Annotated in this window: 13 protein-coding genes; 5 read left to right on the top strand and 8 right to left on the bottom strand. The window is 38.3% G+C overall.

Annotation, left to right across the window (positions count from 1 at the left end; genetic code table 11):
* Positions 1 to 63: 63 nt before the first annotated feature.
* On the top strand, positions 64 to 483 hold the full coding sequence (locus tag ACYT6F_RS10595) for a hypothetical protein (RefSeq protein WP_472597657.1): 420 nt from the start codon (positions 64 to 66) through the stop codon (positions 481 to 483).
* An 11-nt stretch (positions 484 to 494) separates the two neighbouring features.
* Positions 495 to 836, top strand: a complete 342-nt coding sequence (locus tag ACYT6F_RS10590) for a hypothetical protein (RefSeq protein ID WP_472597656.1) — start codon at positions 495 to 497, stop codon at positions 834 to 836.
* Here the strand turns inward: ACYT6F_RS10590 and ACYT6F_RS10585 are convergent, their stop codons facing one another.
* The 7 genes from ACYT6F_RS10585 to ACYT6F_RS10555 all read right to left on the bottom strand — a co-directional run bounded on the left by ACYT6F_RS10585 (position 837) and on the right by ACYT6F_RS10555 (position 10906).
* Positions 837 to 1682 carry an SH3 domain-containing protein gene (locus ACYT6F_RS10585; protein WP_472597655.1) on the bottom strand — a complete coding sequence of 282 codons (846 nt, stop codon included), beginning with the start codon at positions 1680 to 1682 and terminating at the stop codon, positions 837 to 839.
* A gap of 18 nt (positions 1683 to 1700) precedes the next feature.
* Positions 1701 to 2528 (bottom strand): 50S ribosomal protein L11 methyltransferase, encoded by an 828-nt coding sequence (gene prmA, locus ACYT6F_RS10580; RefSeq protein WP_472597654.1) that lies wholly within the window; start codon positions 2526 to 2528, stop codon positions 1701 to 1703.
* 259 nt (positions 2529 to 2787) lie between these two features.
* Positions 2788 to 3501, bottom strand: coding sequence for a 3-ketoacyl-ACP reductase (locus ACYT6F_RS10575; RefSeq protein WP_169232570.1), 714 nt, complete (start codon positions 3499 to 3501; stop codon positions 2788 to 2790).
* 220 nt (positions 3502 to 3721) lie between these two features.
* Complete coding sequence (locus ACYT6F_RS10570) at positions 3722 to 5305, bottom strand: calcineurin-like phosphoesterase C-terminal domain-containing protein (protein ID WP_472597653.1); 1584 nt, start codon at positions 5303 to 5305, stop codon at positions 3722 to 3724.
* 89 nt (positions 5306 to 5394) lie between these two features.
* Positions 5395 to 6846, bottom strand: coding sequence for a SusD/RagB family nutrient-binding outer membrane lipoprotein (locus tag ACYT6F_RS10565; protein ID WP_472597652.1), 1452 nt, complete (start codon positions 6844 to 6846; stop codon positions 5395 to 5397).
* 10 nt (positions 6847 to 6856) lie between these two features.
* Positions 6857 to 9838 carry a SusC/RagA family TonB-linked outer membrane protein gene (locus tag ACYT6F_RS10560; RefSeq protein WP_472597651.1) on the bottom strand — a complete coding sequence of 994 codons (2982 nt, stop codon included), beginning with the start codon at positions 9836 to 9838 and terminating at the stop codon, positions 6857 to 6859.
* A gap of 327 nt (positions 9839 to 10165) precedes the next feature.
* A complete protein-coding gene (locus ACYT6F_RS10555; RefSeq protein WP_472597650.1) occupies positions 10166 to 10906 on the bottom strand; it encodes a glycerophosphodiester phosphodiesterase family protein in 741 nt (246 codons plus the stop codon).
* A 187-nt stretch (positions 10907 to 11093) separates the two neighbouring features.
* Here ACYT6F_RS10555 and ligA point away from each other — a divergent pair, with 187 nt between their 5' ends.
* The 3 genes from ligA (at position 11094) to ACYT6F_RS10540 (ending at position 16620) form a co-directional block, all read left to right on the top strand.
* Entirely contained in the window at positions 11094 to 13109 is a 2016-nt protein-coding gene (gene ligA / locus ACYT6F_RS10550) for an NAD-dependent DNA ligase LigA (RefSeq protein WP_472597649.1), read from the top strand.
* Positions 13110 to 13218: 109 nt separating this feature from the next.
* Positions 13219 to 13863: an MgtC/SapB family protein gene (locus ACYT6F_RS10545; protein ID WP_472597648.1), complete on the top strand. Its 645-nt coding sequence runs from the start codon at positions 13219 to 13221 to the stop codon at positions 13861 to 13863.
* Between the two features lie 618 nt (positions 13864 to 14481).
* A complete protein-coding gene (locus tag ACYT6F_RS10540; RefSeq protein ID WP_472597647.1) occupies positions 14482 to 16620 on the top strand; it encodes a S46 family peptidase in 2139 nt (712 codons plus the stop codon).
* 145 nt (positions 16621 to 16765) lie between these two features.
* Here the strand turns inward: ACYT6F_RS10540 and ACYT6F_RS10535 are convergent, their stop codons facing one another.
* The gene (locus ACYT6F_RS10535; protein ID WP_472597646.1) at positions 16766 to 17326 is read right to left on the bottom strand and encodes an REP-associated tyrosine transposase; all 561 of its coding nucleotides are present in this window, start codon (positions 17324 to 17326) and stop codon (positions 16766 to 16768) included.
* Positions 17327 to 17342: the final 16 nt, after the last annotated feature.

The raw sequence follows: 17342 nt of genomic DNA, 5'->3' as shown, positions 1-17342 counted from the left end.
TATTGTACGGAAGCGTCTAAACTTGTAATCATCTGCTGATTAATTTTGCATAAAAATTAACAGATGACGGAACAATTCCATAAGTTTTATCTTAAAATAACAGCAATTACAGTCGGTTCATTTGGTCTGGTTTTCTTTCTGGGATCTATGCCGGAAACCTCAGAACCCGCAAGATGGACACTGGATTTCCTAAGTTTGCCACTCGACGGTTTACAAAACTACGAAGCTGCTACGACTAGATTTTTATCTGCACTTACCGGAGGATTTCTCTTTGGATGGGGAATTTGTATATGGTTTCTGCAAAAATGGGTGTATGACAAGGCGCCGAATGAAGTAAGAAAGGCTGTACTGGCAGGTCTCATCGCATGGTTTCTATTGGACAGCGCCGGTTCTGCAGTTTCAGGAAACACCAGCAATGCTTTTATCAATATTATTGTTCTCATTATCGCTACAGGCCCGCTTTGGAAGTCAGCTCAATCTTAAATTATTATCTTATGAAAAAATATTTTGCGTTCAAATTATTATTGCTTTCCCAAGTCATTGTATTAATGGTATTCTCTGTTCTGGCTTTTCAGAAAGAAGGAGCAGATCTGTTTGGGGTATTCATTGGAAACATACTTATTCCCGGATGGAACGCGCAGTTCAATCTTGACTTTACCTGCTACCTTATCCTTTCCGGATTATGGATCATGTGGAGAAATAAATTTTCAGCAGGATCCATTATTTTGGGAGTTGTTGCCGCAATTATCGGCATCATGGTATTTGCGTCTTATGTTCTATATTTGCTTTTTAAAGAAGGCGGAGATCTCAAAAAAGTACTTTTAGGAAACAGGTAATTATTTCTTTCTGTAAGAATTACCGTTCCAGAGATAAATTGCTGATGCATGTTTCTTCTTTTCACGCTCATTGTCATCTTTTTCCATTTCCTCCATCTTAAAAATGAAAGCATTGGGAATTCCCGCTTTATCGTTTGGAAAAATGAATTCTTCGGAATGATAATACACGTCGGCATCACCGACATTCATTAACTGCGGTAAGGGAATCAATTTTTTATTCGAAAACAGAATATATTGATCATAACTCGGAATTCCGCATGCCTCTCCGGAAACGGTCGCTTTTAAAGTTAATTCTACGTTTTGAAGTTTGTGGTTACTTTCAATAGTAAACGTTCCATAACTTAAACTTTCACCGGAACCTGTCTCAAAGGAAACCTCATCAATCAAAGCATTTCCTTTTGCCACTTTTACAGCTGCAATATTCTGCTGAATATTGATTTCAGGATATTGCTTATCCTTTTTATTGATCGTTTTCGTTAATCCAAAAAGAAAATCGTAGCCGTTCTTATTTCGATATCCTACTGCTAAATTTCCGCCCCAAACGTAGCCTTCGGAAGTCTTATCACCTTTCTGATATGATATTTTGTACCAATTGGCTCTTCTTTCGCCGAGTTTCAGGATCGTTTCATTTTTTTTAAGAACCAAAACCTGCCAGTTCGTCTGTAAAGAATCCAAAACCGGAGCATTGATGTTGGGAGATTGCCGGATTCTCGTCCAATCGGTAAATATTTTCTGTGTTTTGTTTTCTTCAAACTGAAAAACTCCGTTTGCATAATCATAATCCTCTTCCTGCGCAGAAAAAATATGAACAGTGAATAAGAATACAACAGTGAGTAAGGTTTTCATATTAATATTTTGTGGTGTTTATTTTTCAAGCAATAAACTTACCCATTCTTCGCGCTGAAGCTGTTTTTTAAGCTCAAGACCGTTTTCTCTGCAAACTTCCAGAATATCATCTACGTCAAAGAAGCATAATCCGGAAAGCAATAATTTTCCGCCGTCATTCAATACTGAAACATAAGTCGGGATGTCTGAAATCAAAATATTCCTGTTGATATTAGCCAGAATAATATCATAATTTTCTTGGCCTAAATTTTCTGCCGTTCCCAATTCGATATCCAGCTCCACATTATTTCTTGCTGCATTTTCTTTTGAATTCTCTACTGACCATTCATCAATATCGATTGCTTTTGTGTCTCCGGCTCCGATCTGTTTTGCATAAATAGCCAGAACCGATGTTCCGCAACCCATATCGAGAACTTTTTTATCTTTAAAATCCATATCCATCATCTGCTGAATCATGAGATGGGTGGTGGGATGATGCCCTGTTCCGAAGGACATTTTAGGTTGAATAACAATTTCATGCATTCCCGGAACCGATCCATGAAATTCGGCGCGGATCAGAACTTTATCATCGATATTAATCGGTTCAAAGTTTTTTTCCCATTCTTCATTCCAGTTGATATTTGGCATTTCCTGAAACGTATATTCTATTTTCACCTCTTCATTCTGAAGAAGCGGAAGCGTTTTTAACTCTTCTTCTTTAAATAATTCTTTCTGAATATATCCCAAAATGCCGTCAATTTCTTCCGTAAAGCTGTCGAAACCGATCTCAATAAGTTCTGCCATTAATATTTCGTTCCAAGGTTGAAGCGGAGAAATTTTGAAATTGAATTCTAAATAATTTTGCATGTGAATAATTTGTTACAAAAATAAAACTACTTTTTTGATTTTATTGAAATATTGTTCTTTTGTTTTTTAACCCGAAGAAACACAAAGATCTTTGAAATTGTTGAGAATATTTTCATGTGCAAAACTGAACGACGTTCGTAAAATCCATTCAGAATGACAACCTTGTCATAAAAAAAGCGAACCTTAGTCCGCTTATAATTATTTTTGATTAAGTAAAAAAACTTTAAACCTAAAACATTAAACTTTAAATTTCAACTGTTTAAGGATTTGTAGAGAAAATCGAGCCGTTAGCGATCAATGCTCTTCTGTTCATTTTTAAAATATCCCTTACCCACTCTGCAAAATCTTCCGGCTGAAGCACTTTTTCCGGGTTTCCGTCTGTAAGACCTCCCTGAATCGACATATCTGAAGCAATCGTGCTTGGCGTAAGAGTAACCACACGGATATTCTGCTTTCTCCATTCTGCCATCATCGATTGCGAAAGGGAAACAACCGCTGCTTTTGAAGCGGCATACGCAGACATATTGGGACCGCCTTTTAAACCTGCTGTTGAGGCAACATTAATAATATCGCCTTCTCCTTTTGATTTCATAAAAGGATATACAGCTTTTGCAGCGTAATACACCCCGAAAAGGTTGGTTTTAATAACCTGCTCCCAGGTTTCGGAAGGCATTTCTTCAATAGATCCGAAGTCACCGATCCCCGCGTTATTGATCAGGATATCGATTCCTCCCAATTGTTCTGCTAAAGATTCGATGCCTGCCTTTACATGTATTTCATTGTCGATGCTGAAAACGGCGTATCCAGCCTTTACTCCAAGTTTACGGATTTCGTCGACCGTCATTTTCAGGTTTTCTTCGTTTCTTCCTGTGATTCCGATATTTACACCCTCAGCGGCAAGCGCAAGGGCTACTGCTTTACCTAATCCTCTTCCTCCACCGGTAATGATGGCATTTTTTCCGTTAATATTCATTTTTTTAGAATTTATTTTTATTCGTTAGGCAAATTTACGAAAGATGATTTGGACAGAGAAATATACCGTCTAATTGTGATGATTGATATAATAAATGTTTTATCATTAAATAATAGATTCTAAACCTTGAAGGTTAAGTTAAGGTTAAGAATATTAAAAAAAATTAAAACCGGCCCAAAAGGGCCGGCTTCTTTGAAAGTATAGTAATAAAAATAAAAAATTAAGGAATTACAATCTGATTCTGAACTTCAAAATCTTCTGAAGCCGAGAATTGATTTCCGTACATATCCGTCGCTCTTACCTCAACTTTATGCTTTCCGAGGGTGAGTTTTTTGGAAAAATCTCCCGTCCAGATATGTTTTGATGTTTCAGGGTTTGAAGGTCTTCTTCCGGGGAAAATGTTTGTGGTGGTATCCCATTTGAAAACCGACATGGCAAAACTAGGATCTACTGTTTCATCGTACTGCATTTCTTCCCACTTTTCGCCGTCTATTCTGTATTCAACCTTATCTTTTTTGCTTCCCATGAAGAAATTTGCCAATACTTTTGCAGATGTTTTTGAAGGGAAAGGTATTACTTTAGGAACATACAGGTTGATCTGGTAATCTTCCGGCTTACCTGCCGTTTTGTATTTAACTTTATATTCATTGCCGCTGAAACTGATGAAAGAATAACCTTTCGCCGTACCGTCTCTCATGGTAGAAGTTGGCAGTCCCAAATCGTCTGATGTCCCGGACCACCAGTCTCCGCAGGTAGTTCCTACATTGTATTCATGAAGCTCTTTAGTACCGTTCCATCCGGCTTCTTTTCCATAGAAAAGCTGTTGCTGAATGTGGGTATGTGCAGATAAAACCAAAGCATTTTTAAATGGTGTTAAAAAATCAAATAATTTCTGACGATCCGAGTTCCTGAAATTATCTTCATTTTTGTGTTCTAACGGGATATGGAAAGAAACAACGATTAATTTGTTTTTATCAACCAGTTTCAGGTCATTTTCAATGAATTTCATCTGGTCTTCACGGAAGCCTCCCCAATATCCTTTTCCGTCTCTCGGATCCGGGTACAAAATGTCATCCAGAATAATAAAGTGAACATTTCCGTAGTTGAATGAATAATTGGCCGGTCCGAAATTAGATTCAAAAGTTTCATCAGAAAGAAGATCTTCTTTGGCCTCGTAATTCATGTCATGATTCCCCATCACGTTGTACCATGGCAATCCGATTTCTTTCATTACATCAGCATAAGGTTTCTGGAGGCTAAGGTTATCTCCTACCAAATCTCCCAGACTGATTCCCAATACCGCACTTTTCTTGGTGCTTTTTACTTCGTTGACAATGGCTCTTTTAAAATAATCCAGTTGCTTTTCGGTGTAAGGCTGAGGATCTCCGAAAACAAGGATGTCAAAATTTTTGCTTTCGTTTTGTTTATGTAAGGCAAAATTGATCTCTTTCGGAAGTTCTCCTGTTGGTGCAGATCCTTTGTATTTAAAATCTGCAGGTGAACCCTTCGGCTTGTACTGATAATAATATTGAGGCAAATTGTTGGCGTTCACCGGTGTCATATATCCTGAAGGCTTGATCACAAAAACCGACTGACCTTCCTCGATCGGGAGACTGTATCGTCCGTTTTTATCGGTAAGCACTACCTGAATTCCGTTTGAAACAGCTACTCCTTCAATTCCTTTTTCTCTGTTTTCTTTTTTCTGGTTCCTGTTGCTGTCTTCATATACATATCCTGAAACAGAAGCCTGTGAGAATGCCATCGCTGAAACGAGCAGACACGGCATTAAAAATTTTATATTCATTGTATTGATATTTAAACTAAGTTTTGGCTGAAGCCAATCTGACTATTTTTTCTAAGGATCGGGCTAAAGCCCGTTCTTGGGAATAAATTTTACGGTTTATTCCACCACATTTTTACATTAATATTATCACCTCCCATCTGCTGAACCGCGGACTGGTAATTTGATGTATTCAATATTCTCGGATTTGGCGGATACATAAGTCTTGAAGGCATTTCTCCGTTATTCAGCAATCCGCCGTTATTTGGCAGTACCGGAAACCCGGTTCTTCTTTTTTCAAACCACTGCTGCTGATCTACAAAGAATAATGCGACATATTTCTGGAGCATGATTCTTTCCAGTGTTCCGTTGTAGGCGACATTCGGATTGGTGAAATAATTGGCAGGTACTGTTGCTCCCCACTGTTCAATGGCTGCTTTTACTCCGTTTTCGTAATAAGTCTGCGCATTTCCCGGGATGATACCTCTGAAAGCAAGTTCAGCAAGGGTAAACTGCAGCTCGGCATAAGGATATACCAAAATATTCATTGGTGCTTTTGCCAGATTCTGGTTCATATTGGAAGGCTGATAATCGAATACTGTTCCGTACGCATAGCCCGACGGAGCTCCTTTATATCCGATGTTTGTTCCTGTAAGGTTTTTAGCCTGACTAAAAAACAGAGACATTCTTGGGTCATTATTGCCTTTTAGGGTTTCAACAAAAAAATCAGAAGCGGCACGCCCTGTGGTGAAATCCTGCGGTCTTGCGATAGGCGGCATCAATGGGGCAACCCCCGTAATGTTAACCTTTACCGTTTCCGAATTTCCCTGAAAGACAGGGTAAACTGTAGGGTTGCTTACAATCTCCTGAATTCTTTCATATACATTTACTTCACCATTTCGTTTCAGAATTCTGGTAAGAAGCCTCAATGACAGGGAATTACAGAATTTCTTCCAGCTGGTGATGCCGTTCAGGTCGTTATTGGCGTTATAAAAAAGATCTGTTCCTGTGAGTACTTTTGTGGTTACAAAAAGAGAATTTGCTCTTTTGAGATCATCAAGAAGCTGAACATAAATATCTTTCTGCTGATCAAATTTTGGCTGACTGATTCCTTCGTCCAGTTTTGAAGCCTCCGTAAAAGGAACATCACCATAGGTATCGGTAAGGTTGGAATATGCCCAAGCATTTAAAACAAGAGCAATAGCTTCATAGTTTTTATCGTTGCTGTTTACTGCTGCTTTTTTCATTTCATAGATCTGCTTGATCCATTTGTAACTGTTGTTCCAGTAACCAGCACCGGTATTTTCGGTGATGTTATAGCGGCTCAGGGTATTTCCTTCATTAGGAAAATCCAGGGAAACCTGCATGATGTCGAAAGTAAAATCGTTGGCTCTTGAATATCCCACCGAAGCAAGATTGTATTGAAGAGGAGCCAGGAAACTGGAAACTTCAGGCTCGTAGATTTTGCTGTCATCTACATTTATTTCATCAAAATTTCTGTCGCAAGAAGCCGCTGTAAATGCAAGCCCGACCAGAAGGATATATTTGAATATTATTTTTTTCATGTTTTAAGATTTAAAATTTTACATTAAGCTGGAAACCGATGGTACGAGATGAGGGCAATTGGCCCATCTCAACCCCCGGAGTAATGGTGGCATTATCTAATGTTGCGGCTTCAGGATCAAACAGTGGAAATTTCGTCCACATCCAAAGATTTTTTCCGAAAAGTGCGAGTGTAAGATCTGTGATTTTTAAAGGACCAGTAACGGATTTCGGGAAAGAATATGCAATTCTGGCGTCTCTGAGCTTAATAAATGAAGTGTCAAAAGTGTTTGTTTCCACATTTGCCCGTCTATAATAATCACCATAATAGGTTGATACAAGAATTCCCTTCGTATTGCTTGAATAAGAACCATCAGGATTCTGTACTACACCCTGACCAACGATAAGACCTCCCGGATTATCCCTTCCTTCGAGCGTATGCTGCAGTTTGCCCTGCTCAGACATTTTATGATGAGACTGCGAATAAGCCATCCCTTTGTACTGTCCGTCGAATGAGAAACTCACGGAAATATTTTTATACCTGAATTCATTCTGGATACCTGCTCTCCACTTAGGATACGCATTTCCTATTTTTTTCATCTGTGAAGGTTTCGCAGTTAATCCATCGGTTCCGTAAACCACCTGGCCGTCGGGTGAATACATTAACCCGTACCCGTAAAGATCTCCGAGCGACCCTCCGACTACTGCATTGTAATAAACCGCGCCTCCTACGCTGGCATAGGTATATGGCTCGCCATTAAATTCTTCAGGAAGCGACAAAATTTTGTTCCTGTTCATAGACCAGTTTGCTGACACATTCCATGAGAATTTCTGATTTTTTATGGGGAATGCATTCAACATCATTTCAATACCCCTGTTCCTGATTTCTCCTGAGTTGATAACTCTCTGGGTATATCCTGTTTCCCATAAAACAGGGACATTCCTGATGATCTGGTCTACAGAATTACTTTGATAGGCAGTAATATTATAGGTAAGCCTGTTATTGAACAGACTGAAATCCATCCCACCTTCTGTATTGGTAATCATTTCCGGTCTTAGGTCAGGATTAAGATACCGGCTGGAAACTTCAACAGATCCCGGAAATGCGAGACTTGGATTATAATAATTCAGGAGCTGATAAGGCACTGTATCGTTACCGGTCTGCGACCATGAAGCCCTTAATTTCCAGAAATTAAATTTGTTGCTCTTGAGCCCGAAAATATCGGAAAGGATAAATGAAGAGGAAACGGAAGGGTAAAAATAAGAACGGTTTGCTTTAGGCAGCGTACTACTCCAGTCATTACGCGCTGTGACATCAAGAAATACTTTGTCTTTGTAGCTTAGTGATGCCAAACCGTATACACTGCTTACCATTTTATCGTCGGGCTGCGGAAGATCAAAACGCTGGGAGATCGCATTGGTAATGCTGTACACTCCTGCTTTTTTTAGCCCTAATGCGTAATAGTCTTTGGTAAGCTGTTCAAAATACTGTGTAGATCCACCTGCTGTTGCCGAAAAGTTGAATGCACCGAATGTATTTTTATAATTGACCATCAAATCATTATTAAAATTGAATCCGTTCACATACTGTTCCCTGTAATATCCCTGAGGAAAATTGGCAGAACTCCAAGGTCTTTTCTGAGTACGAAGTTCATCATTTACAGCCATTCCCGATCTTAACAATACATCAAAATGTTTATCAATCTGATAGCTAAGACTCACGTTTCCGACAATATTTTTTTTATCTAAACTGTTTGTCATTTCATAGGCGATGAGGTAAGGATTATCGATATAAGAACTGAACGGGTGGATCTGGTCAACCTGCTCCTGCCCTGCTTTCCAGATCGGTTTATACCATGCCAGATCAACATTCGGATTCTGGAAAATCATGAAATAGGAAATCGACTGGTTATTATATCCTGTTGCAGGAAGGTTATCGCTTTTTGTCTGGTTGTAAGACAATTTTATATTAGCTTTAAACCTGTCATTAATTTTGTGATCTACAGAAATCGCGGCGCCCCATTTTTCAAGACCGGTATTCGGCATCATCCATTCATTTTTAAGATAAGAAAGGGAAGCCCGAAATGCGGTTTTGTCGTTAGAACTTTCGATAGCAAGGTTGTTGGAAAAAGTAGTTCCTACATCCCAGAAATCTTTTATATTATTTTTATAGGGTCTCCAAAGCTGTCTTTCTTTACTCTGCCCCTGTTCGTTTGGATCATACTGAAAAAAATACTGGCCGTCAAACTTCGGTCCGAAGGCGCTGCTGGTAGATCCCGTGTTTATACCGTCAGGAGAAAGGCCGTATGAATAAAAGTAATTTCCGCTTTTATCTTTCTGAAGCGTACCCTGTCCGTATTCATACTGATAATCCGGCCATTTTAAAACAGATTCAAAACTGGTATAAGAATTTAAAGATACCTGGATTTTGCCGTTTTTAGTTTTACCGGATTTTGTTGTAATCATGATTGCTCCCATGGCACCTCTTGAGCCGTATAAAGCAGATGCGCTCGGGCCTTTGAGAACGGTAATGCTTTCAATATCATCCGGATTGATGCTGCTGAGATCATTTCCGTAGTCAATCGGTACATCGCCCCCTGCACCTGCTCCGTAAGCGGGAGTTCCTGTGCCAACTGTTCGGGAATTCAGCGGAACGCCATCTAAAACAATAAGTGCCTGATTGTCTCCCATGCTACTCATGGAAACATCTCCTCTCAGGGTAATTCTTGGGGTAGATAACGGCCCTGCTCCGGCTGTCTGTATTTTCAGTCCGGCTACCTTACCTTCCAGGGCACTGGTCCAATGTGTATTCTGTGTTCTTAAGATCTGATCAGAATTGATGGTCTCGGTGGAATATCCTAACGCTTTATTTTGTCTCTTAATTCCTAAAGCAGTTACTACAACCTCATCAATATTCTTAATGGTATCTCGTTTTGCCTTTTGCTGGGCCATCACATTTATACTAACTAATCCTAGTAATGATAATAGCAGTACTTTTTGTGTCTCTTTACGCATATCCTTTTTGTTTGCGCAAAATTAAACCGACATTATGGTTAAGGTTTTAACCTTATTTTAACGTTTATTAAAGAATTATTAAACACTATATTAATTTATTTTTAACAAAAACTCACATTACTTTGGTTTATAACCCTTTAAACTGATTAAGCATTTTTAATACTAAATTTTAATACTATTTGCATACCTTTATTGTCTTTTCTTGAGAAAATAAGATTACACCATATACCTACCATAAATACTGAGTTTTCTCTAATTAATTCCCATACGGTAAATAAAAAGTCTGCCCCGAAAGACAGACTTTAAAAGTTATATATGTTTTGTTTTTTATTTCAGCTGATCCGGAATATTGGTTGTAATAAAACCGATACCTTGCTTTTTCAGCTCATCCGAAACCGTAATATCGTTTACTGTCCATGCATTGGTTATCAATCCTAATGATTTTGCTTCAGAGATCCACGTCGGATTCTTCTGGAAAACACTGTAGTGATAATCCATCCCGTCCAGTCCTTCTTCTTTGATCTGCTGCGGTGAAAGCTCTCCTTTCAGATACTGCACCTTGAATTGCGGTTCCAGTCTTTTAATTTCTTTGCAGATGTTTAAGCTGAACGAGATAAATTCACACTGTGTATCCAGCTTCATATCCTTGATCATTGTAAGGGTTTTTGCCGTGAGCTCATCTTCCTTTTCTTTCGTTTTATCGGGTTTAATTTCAACAATAAGCTTTAAGGCTTTATCCTTCCTTCCCTGTTTAAGGTAGTCTTTCAGTGTAGGAAAGTTTTCACCATTCGAAAGCTTTACTTTTTTAAGCTCTTTAAAATCTGTTTCGGAAATTTCCATTTTTGCGTGATGCTCATCGTGATTTACAACCAAAACTCCATCCTTGGTCATCCGTACATCGAATTCGGAACCATAAATCTTCAGATTCTGAGCATTTTCGAGTGATTTCAGAGAATTTTCTGTAGTCGGAGGCTGGGTTTGCCAATATCCTCTGTGCGCGATAATCTGGGTTTGTGCCTTCATGAAAACGGTGCTTACAACTGCTAACCCTAAGATAACTTTTTTCATAATATAAATAATAATTCTTTATTGAATTTCCGCCAATCTCATTATCTGACGAAAATCCGGACAAAATAATAAGCAAATTTAGAAAGACATTTCTGATAATGCCTTAACCCCGATATAAAATTAATATTAATTCTAATCATCAAAATCTCCATAATACTTATTATTTTTGCTGGAAAGACAGAATCTCATGCCTGACAATATCGAAACTATACAACAAAAAATAGAAGATCTTAGAAAAGAACTTCACCAGCACAACGAAAACTATTATCTTCTTGACACACCTACGATCACAGACTACGATTTCGATATGCTGCTTGAAGAACTCCGGGATCTGGAAGCAAAATATCCTGAGTTCTATGACGAAAACTCTCCCACTATGAGGGTAGGCGGCGGAATTACAAAAGTATTTCCTACGGTTCAGCATAAATTCAGAATGTATTCTCTCGATAATTCTTATGATTTCGACGATTTGGAGGACTGGGAAAAAAGAATTATTAAGGCGATTGATGAGCCCGTAGAATTTGTAGCCGAACTGAAATACGACGGAGCTTCTATTTCTATTTTGTATGAGAACGGAAAACTTGTTCAGGCAGTTACACGGGGCGACGGCTTCCAGGGTGATGAGATTACAGCGAATGTCCGTACTATTTCTGATATTCCATTAAAGCTGAAGGATGATTTTCCTGCTCAATTTTTCATGCGGGGCGAAATTTATTTAACCCGGAAAAATTTTGATAAAATCAATAAGCAGCGTGAAGAAGACGGTCTCGATCCGTTCATGAACCCAAGGAATACAGCCAGCGGAAGCCTTAAAATGCAGGACAGCGGTGAAGTAAGAAAACGCGGACTATCATCAGTTTTATATCAATATATTTCCGAAGAAATTCCTGCAGAATCGCACTGGCAACTTTTGGAAAAAGCAAAATCCTGGGGTTTCAAAACATCTCAGCAGGCAAAACTTTGCAAAACACTTGCTGAGGTAAAAGAATTTATTACATACTGGGATATCGAAAGACATAATCTTCCTTTTGAAATAGACGGGATCGTTTTAAAAGTAAATTCCTTAAAACATCAGCGTCAACTGGGCTACACTGCAAAATCTCCACGCTGGGCAATGGCTTATAAATTCAAAGCGGAAAAAGTAGAAACCGAATTACAGACCGTTTCTTACCAGGTAGGAAGAACCGGCGCTATTACTCCGGTAGCCAATCTTAAGCCTGTACTGTTGGCAGGAACCATTGTTAAAAGAGCTTCTCTCCACAATGAAGATATTATTAAAAAGCTCGATCTTCACGAACATGACTTCGTTTATGTAGAAAAAGGCGGTGAAATCATTCCCAAGATTGTCGGCGTAAATACAGAAAAAAGAACTTCCGAAAGTAAGGAAATAGAATACATAAAGAACTGTCCGGAATGCGGAACGGAGCTGGTGAAAATTGAAGATCAGGCCATTCATTTCTGCCCGAACGAACTGCACTGTCCGCCACAGGTAGTAGGAAGAATGATTCATTATGTATCCAGAAAAGCTTTAAATATTGATAATCTTGGTAGTGAAACCATTGAACAGCTTTACAGAGAGAGATTAATAGAAAATCCTGCAGATTTTTATGTGTTGAAAAAAGAACAGCTTCTTCCGTTGGAAAGAATGGCTGAAAAATCTGCCCAGAATATCATCTCCGGAATTGAAAAATCTAAAGAAATTCCTTTTGAAAAAGTATTGTACGGAATCGGCATCAAGCACGTGGGAGAAACCGTTGCCAAGAAACTGGTTAAGAATTTCCCTTCCATAGAAGAACTCAAAAATGCTACGGTAGAAGAGCTTTGCCAGGTAGAAGATATCGGGACTAAAATCGCGGTAAGCATTGTAGATTTCTTCGCTAATCCGGAAAATATCCTGATGATTGAAAGGCTGAAATCGTACGGCGTTCAGCTTGAAAAAGGCGAAAGTACAAACGAGGTTTTATCTAATGTTCTGGACGGAAAAACATTCCTTTTCACAGGTAAATTATCCTTATTTACGAGAGAGGCGGCGGAAGAAATGGTGGAAAAACATGGCGGAAAGAATATTTCAGCGGTTTCTAAAAACCTGAATTACCTCGTCGTAGGCGAAAAAGCCGGCAGCAAGCTGAAAAAAGCCCAGGATATCGGAACGATTGAAATTCTGGATGAACAGCAGTTTCTGGATATGGTTGAGAAAAAATAATTTATAAAAGCTGTCTTCGGACAGCTTTTTTATTAATCAAAACTGATTTCATTCATATTCTGTAAGGAAGATTTTATCTAAATTTATTCTGCTATTAAAATAATTACTCATGGAATTTCTAAAAGATCACTCCATCCAAAATGAGCTTCTGCTTATTTTTATATCTGTAGTTCTTGGGATCCTCATTGGTGCGGAACGTGAATATCGTAATAAATCTGCCGGACTGCGAACTTTCATCCTGATCTGTTTCGGTTCATGTTTGTTTACTATTCTCTCTATAAAAATCGGGGTAGATGATCCGGACCGTATTGCCGCTAATATCATTACGGGAATCGGCTTCCTTGGAGCCGGGGTTATTTTTAAAGGAGACAATAAAATCGACGGGATTACGACAGCCACCACGATATGGGCAACAGCATCTCTCGGGATGGCCGTTGGATCGGGATACGTTTATCTTGCCGTTTTAGGAACCATCTTAGTACTGTTGATACTCAGTTCGCTTACCAGCTTCGAAAAACTGATTGACAGGGAACATAAAATCAGGGAATATAAAATCGCGGTTAACAATTATCACGATGTGCCATACTGTGAAGGGATTTTCAGGAAACATAATCTGAGGTATGCTGTTTCTAAACAGCAGTATACCCAGGGGAATCTTTCTACCTCATGGATTATAACAGGAAAAAACATCAACCACGAAGCTTTGATGAAAAGCCTGATGGAAGATGAGCGCATTATCGCCTATCAGTTTTAGCAATAACTGTTTCAGAATTTTTTATTTAACCGCAAAAGGAACAAAAGCATTTTGACACATGAGACACATTAGATAAAGGATAAAGCCTTACAATTATTTAGAACATATTTAGTTCTTAATCTTTGATTTTTTTAAGGTGTTCTGAAAATGTTTTCAGTATTTTAAATTCTTCTAAAACTCATGTGATAATTTCTCCATGAAAATCTGTGCAATCCGTGGGATATTTTTAACCACAAACCGAAGTTTCGACGGTATCAAAGCTACAAAAGATTTTTGAACATAAGACAACATCAGATAAAAGATAGAGCCTCACGATTATTTTAGAACACATTAGTTCTTAATCTTTGATTTTTGAAAGCTTTTTATTACTTTATGAAACATCTAATAATAGATCTTTTGACTCTTTTGCAGTTAAATTTAGATTGCTCAAAAAAAGCAGTGTATTTTTTTCGCAATTTTTAATTTTTCAGTGAAAATTTTTATCGCCATATCATCAGTATTACACGCAATAGCTATTAGCACACATGTATAAAGCACTCATTTTCAAACATAAGACAAGAAGATACCTCAAAAATTCAAACTCATAATTTCTTCGTAAATTGGAGCAAAATTTTGATTATGACAAAAAAGATACTCTTATCCGTATTTCTTTTGCCGGCTGTAATGACATTTGCACAGCAATACGGAGGAATGTGGATCCCGACAGAGCTGAATGAAAAGGAAATGAAAGATCTGGGAATGAAAATCTCTGCAAAAGACATCTTCAATCCTCAGAAAGCAAGCATTAAGGACGCGGTAGTACAGTTTAACGGCGGATGTACCGCAGAAATCATCTCTCCGAAAGGCCTTCTGCTTACCAACCATCACTGCGGCTACGGACAAATCCAGGCACACTCTACCGTTCAGAATGACCTTTTATCTAATGGCTTCTGGGCTAAAAATACGGAAGGCGAACTTCCCAATCCGGGGGTAAAGGTTGATTTTATCGTTGATATTAAAGAAGTGACCGGACAAATTTTACAGGGAACAGACAATCTTACGGAACCTGAACTTTCTAAGCAGATTGCTAAAAATATTGAGATTTACAAAAATTCACAGAAAATTGAGCCTTATCAATCGATCTCTGTAAAATCAATGTACTACGGGAATAAATTTTATGCTTATACTATTGAAACATACAAAGATATCCGTTTGGTAGGAGCACCGCCGCAAAGCATAGGAAAATTCGGTTCCGATACCGACAACTGGGTTTGGCCGAGACATACCGGAGATTTCTCTATGTTCAGGATTTATGCTGACAAAAACAACAAGCCGGCAGAATATTCAAAAGATAACGTTCCATACGTTCCTAAACATTATCTTCCTGTTTCTATTAAAGATAAGAATGAAAATGATTTCACCTTTGTTTTCGGTTTCCCGGGAAGAACCACAGAATATCTTCCGGGTATTGCTGTTGAAAAAATCATGAAGGAAATTGATCCTGCAAGAATTGCTGTGAGAGATGTGGCACTAAAAACATTGGATGAAAAAATGCGTACCGATGACGCCACAAGGATTCAGTATGCTTCAAAATATGCATCCGTAGCCAATTACTGGAAAAAATGGATCGGCGAAGTGGAAGGTTTGAAAAAATCGAATGCCGTAGAGAAAAAAATGAAGTATGAGGCTTCACTGGCTGCTAAAAACCCTGAAATTAAAGCAACTCTGGATCAACTTACCAAATTATATAACGATCAGGCGCCTTATGCTTTAAACAATGCATACTATTCTGAGACCATCAAAAATGCAGAGACTTTAATGCTTGCGAGCCTTTATTACAATTATATTGCTGCCGTCGAAGCAGGAAGAATGGATGAAAAAGGGACAACCGCTCTTAAAAATAAGCTGACTGCTTTTTATAAAGATTACAATGCAGAGCTTGACGCAAAAGTAACAGCGAAACTGCTGGCTTTATATGCCAACAAAACAGATGCGCAGTTTTTACCAGCCGGATTTGAAAAGTACAAAAATGAAGCGCAAAATATTCAGGTTATTGAGGATGCCTCTAAAAATTCTATCATCACAGGAAGAAATGAGGTGAATGGTGCTTCTTTAAGCAAGGATATAGAAAAAGCTTTTTCCAATCAGGATAAATTAATCAAAACCCTGAAAAAAGATCCTGTTTACCAGATTTATCTGTCGATAAGAGACACGTACATGACCAAAGCTGATCCTCAGTTTATGTCTCTTCAGACAAAAATTGATGCGCTGCAGAAAACCTATATGGCTCAACAAATGGCAACGGATAAAGACCGAAAATTCTTCCCGGATGCCAACTCTACCCTTCGTGTAACGTATGGAAAAGTAAAAGGTTCTTCGCCAAGAGATGCCGTTTCTTACAATTATCAGACGCATTTGTCCGGAGTAATGGAAAAATACGTTCCGGGAGACTATGAATTTGATGTCCCTAAAAAGCTGATCGACCTTTACGATAAAAAAGATTTCGGCCAATATAAAGATAAAACCGGAGATGTTCCTGTAGGATTCACTGCCACCAACCATACAACAGGAGGAAATTCAGGAAGTCCGGCACTGGATGCCTACGGAAACCTTGTGGGACTGAACTTCGACAGACAGTGGGAAGGAACGATGAGTGACATCAACTATGATCCGCGATTCAGCAGAAATATCATGGTCGACACAAAATACATTCTTTTCATCATTGATAAATTTGCCGATTCCAAATGGCTGATTAATGAAATGAAAATTGTGAAATAGTTTTTAATAAAGTAATATCAAAGTCCCGAAAGTTTTTTCGGGATTTTTGTTTTGACTAAATTATAAAAAATGTTAAGAATTTTATTGCAACCCTACGCTTATTCAAGTAGCATACCGCGCGATTCCATCGCGTGGTTAAAAAAAATTAAAATATTCTAAAAACCACAATATCCTCCAAAAGCCCTTTCTCGTCGGCATAATCTATAGCACTACTGTATCGGTACTCTTCCGCACTTGTTACCAGCCCTGCTTTTACAGGATTTTGATGGGTATAATTAATCTTTTGCCAGATTACTCTGTTGCTCCATAACTCAATTGGATGATTATCATGTCTCCAAAATTGATACTGATTGACGTTAGATGTTTTTAAACCTTCTTTCAGGAAAAAGTTTAATAAAAATTTATTTCTGCTTTCTTCTGCGTTTTCTTTTATTACTGCCACAATAGCCTTGCTGGTAAACCTTTTGAAATCACCTAGCAAAAGCTCAGGTTTTTGGCCATTCACACTTCGGAAAATCAAATGTACATGATTGGGCATAATACACCAGGCATGTATTTCCATTCCTTTATTTTTCTGACAGAATCTTAAACTTTTCAACAGCAGCTCTATATATTCATCTTTTATAAAGACATTCAGCCAGCCGACAACAGCAAAGCTTACGAAATACAGCCCTTCGGGATTATTGAATTTGTAATTTCTACTCATCAATGTATGTTTTGAT

Source organism: Chryseobacterium sp. NG-CE01, from assembly GCF_055695505.1.
Note: the sequence above shows the minus strand (reverse complement) of the source record. Positions and strands in the feature narration are given on the sequence as shown.

What these genes read in the sequence shown, in the direction of transcription:
- ACYT6F_RS10595 (WP_472597657.1), top strand. Translation starts at nt 64, where the DNA reads ATGACGGAACAATTCCATAAGTTTTATCTTAAAATAACAGCAATTACA.
- ACYT6F_RS10590 (WP_472597656.1), top strand. Translation starts at nt 495, where the DNA reads ATGAAAAAATATTTTGCGTTCAAATTATTATTGCTTTCCCAAGTCATT.
- ACYT6F_RS10585 (WP_472597655.1), bottom strand. Translation starts at nt 1,682, where the DNA reads ATGAAAACCTTACTCACTGTTGTATTCTTATTCACTGTTCATATTTTT.
- prmA (WP_472597654.1), bottom strand. Translation starts at nt 2,528, where the DNA reads ATGCAAAATTATTTAGAATTCAATTTCAAAATTTCTCCGCTTCAACCT.
- ACYT6F_RS10575 (WP_169232570.1), bottom strand. Translation starts at nt 3,501, where the DNA reads ATGAATATTAACGGAAAAAATGCCATCATTACCGGTGGAGGAAGAGGA.
- ACYT6F_RS10570 (WP_472597653.1), bottom strand. Translation starts at nt 5,305, where the DNA reads ATGAATATAAAATTTTTAATGCCGTGTCTGCTCGTTTCAGCGATGGCA.
- ACYT6F_RS10565 (WP_472597652.1), bottom strand. Translation starts at nt 6,846, where the DNA reads ATGAAAAAAATAATATTCAAATATATCCTTCTGGTCGGGCTTGCATTT.
- ACYT6F_RS10560 (WP_472597651.1), bottom strand. Translation starts at nt 9,838, where the DNA reads ATGCGTAAAGAGACACAAAAAGTACTGCTATTATCATTACTAGGATTA.
- ACYT6F_RS10555 (WP_472597650.1), bottom strand. Translation starts at nt 10,906, where the DNA reads ATGAAAAAAGTTATCTTAGGGTTAGCAGTTGTAAGCACCGTTTTCATG.
- ligA (WP_472597649.1), top strand. Translation starts at nt 11,094, where the DNA reads ATGCCTGACAATATCGAAACTATACAACAAAAAATAGAAGATCTTAGA.
- ACYT6F_RS10545 (WP_472597648.1), top strand. Translation starts at nt 13,219, where the DNA reads ATGGAATTTCTAAAAGATCACTCCATCCAAAATGAGCTTCTGCTTATT.
- ACYT6F_RS10540 (WP_472597647.1), top strand. Translation starts at nt 14,482, where the DNA reads ATGACAAAAAAGATACTCTTATCCGTATTTCTTTTGCCGGCTGTAATG.
- ACYT6F_RS10535 (WP_472597646.1), bottom strand. Translation starts at nt 17,326, where the DNA reads ATGAGTAGAAATTACAAATTCAATAATCCCGAAGGGCTGTATTTCGTA.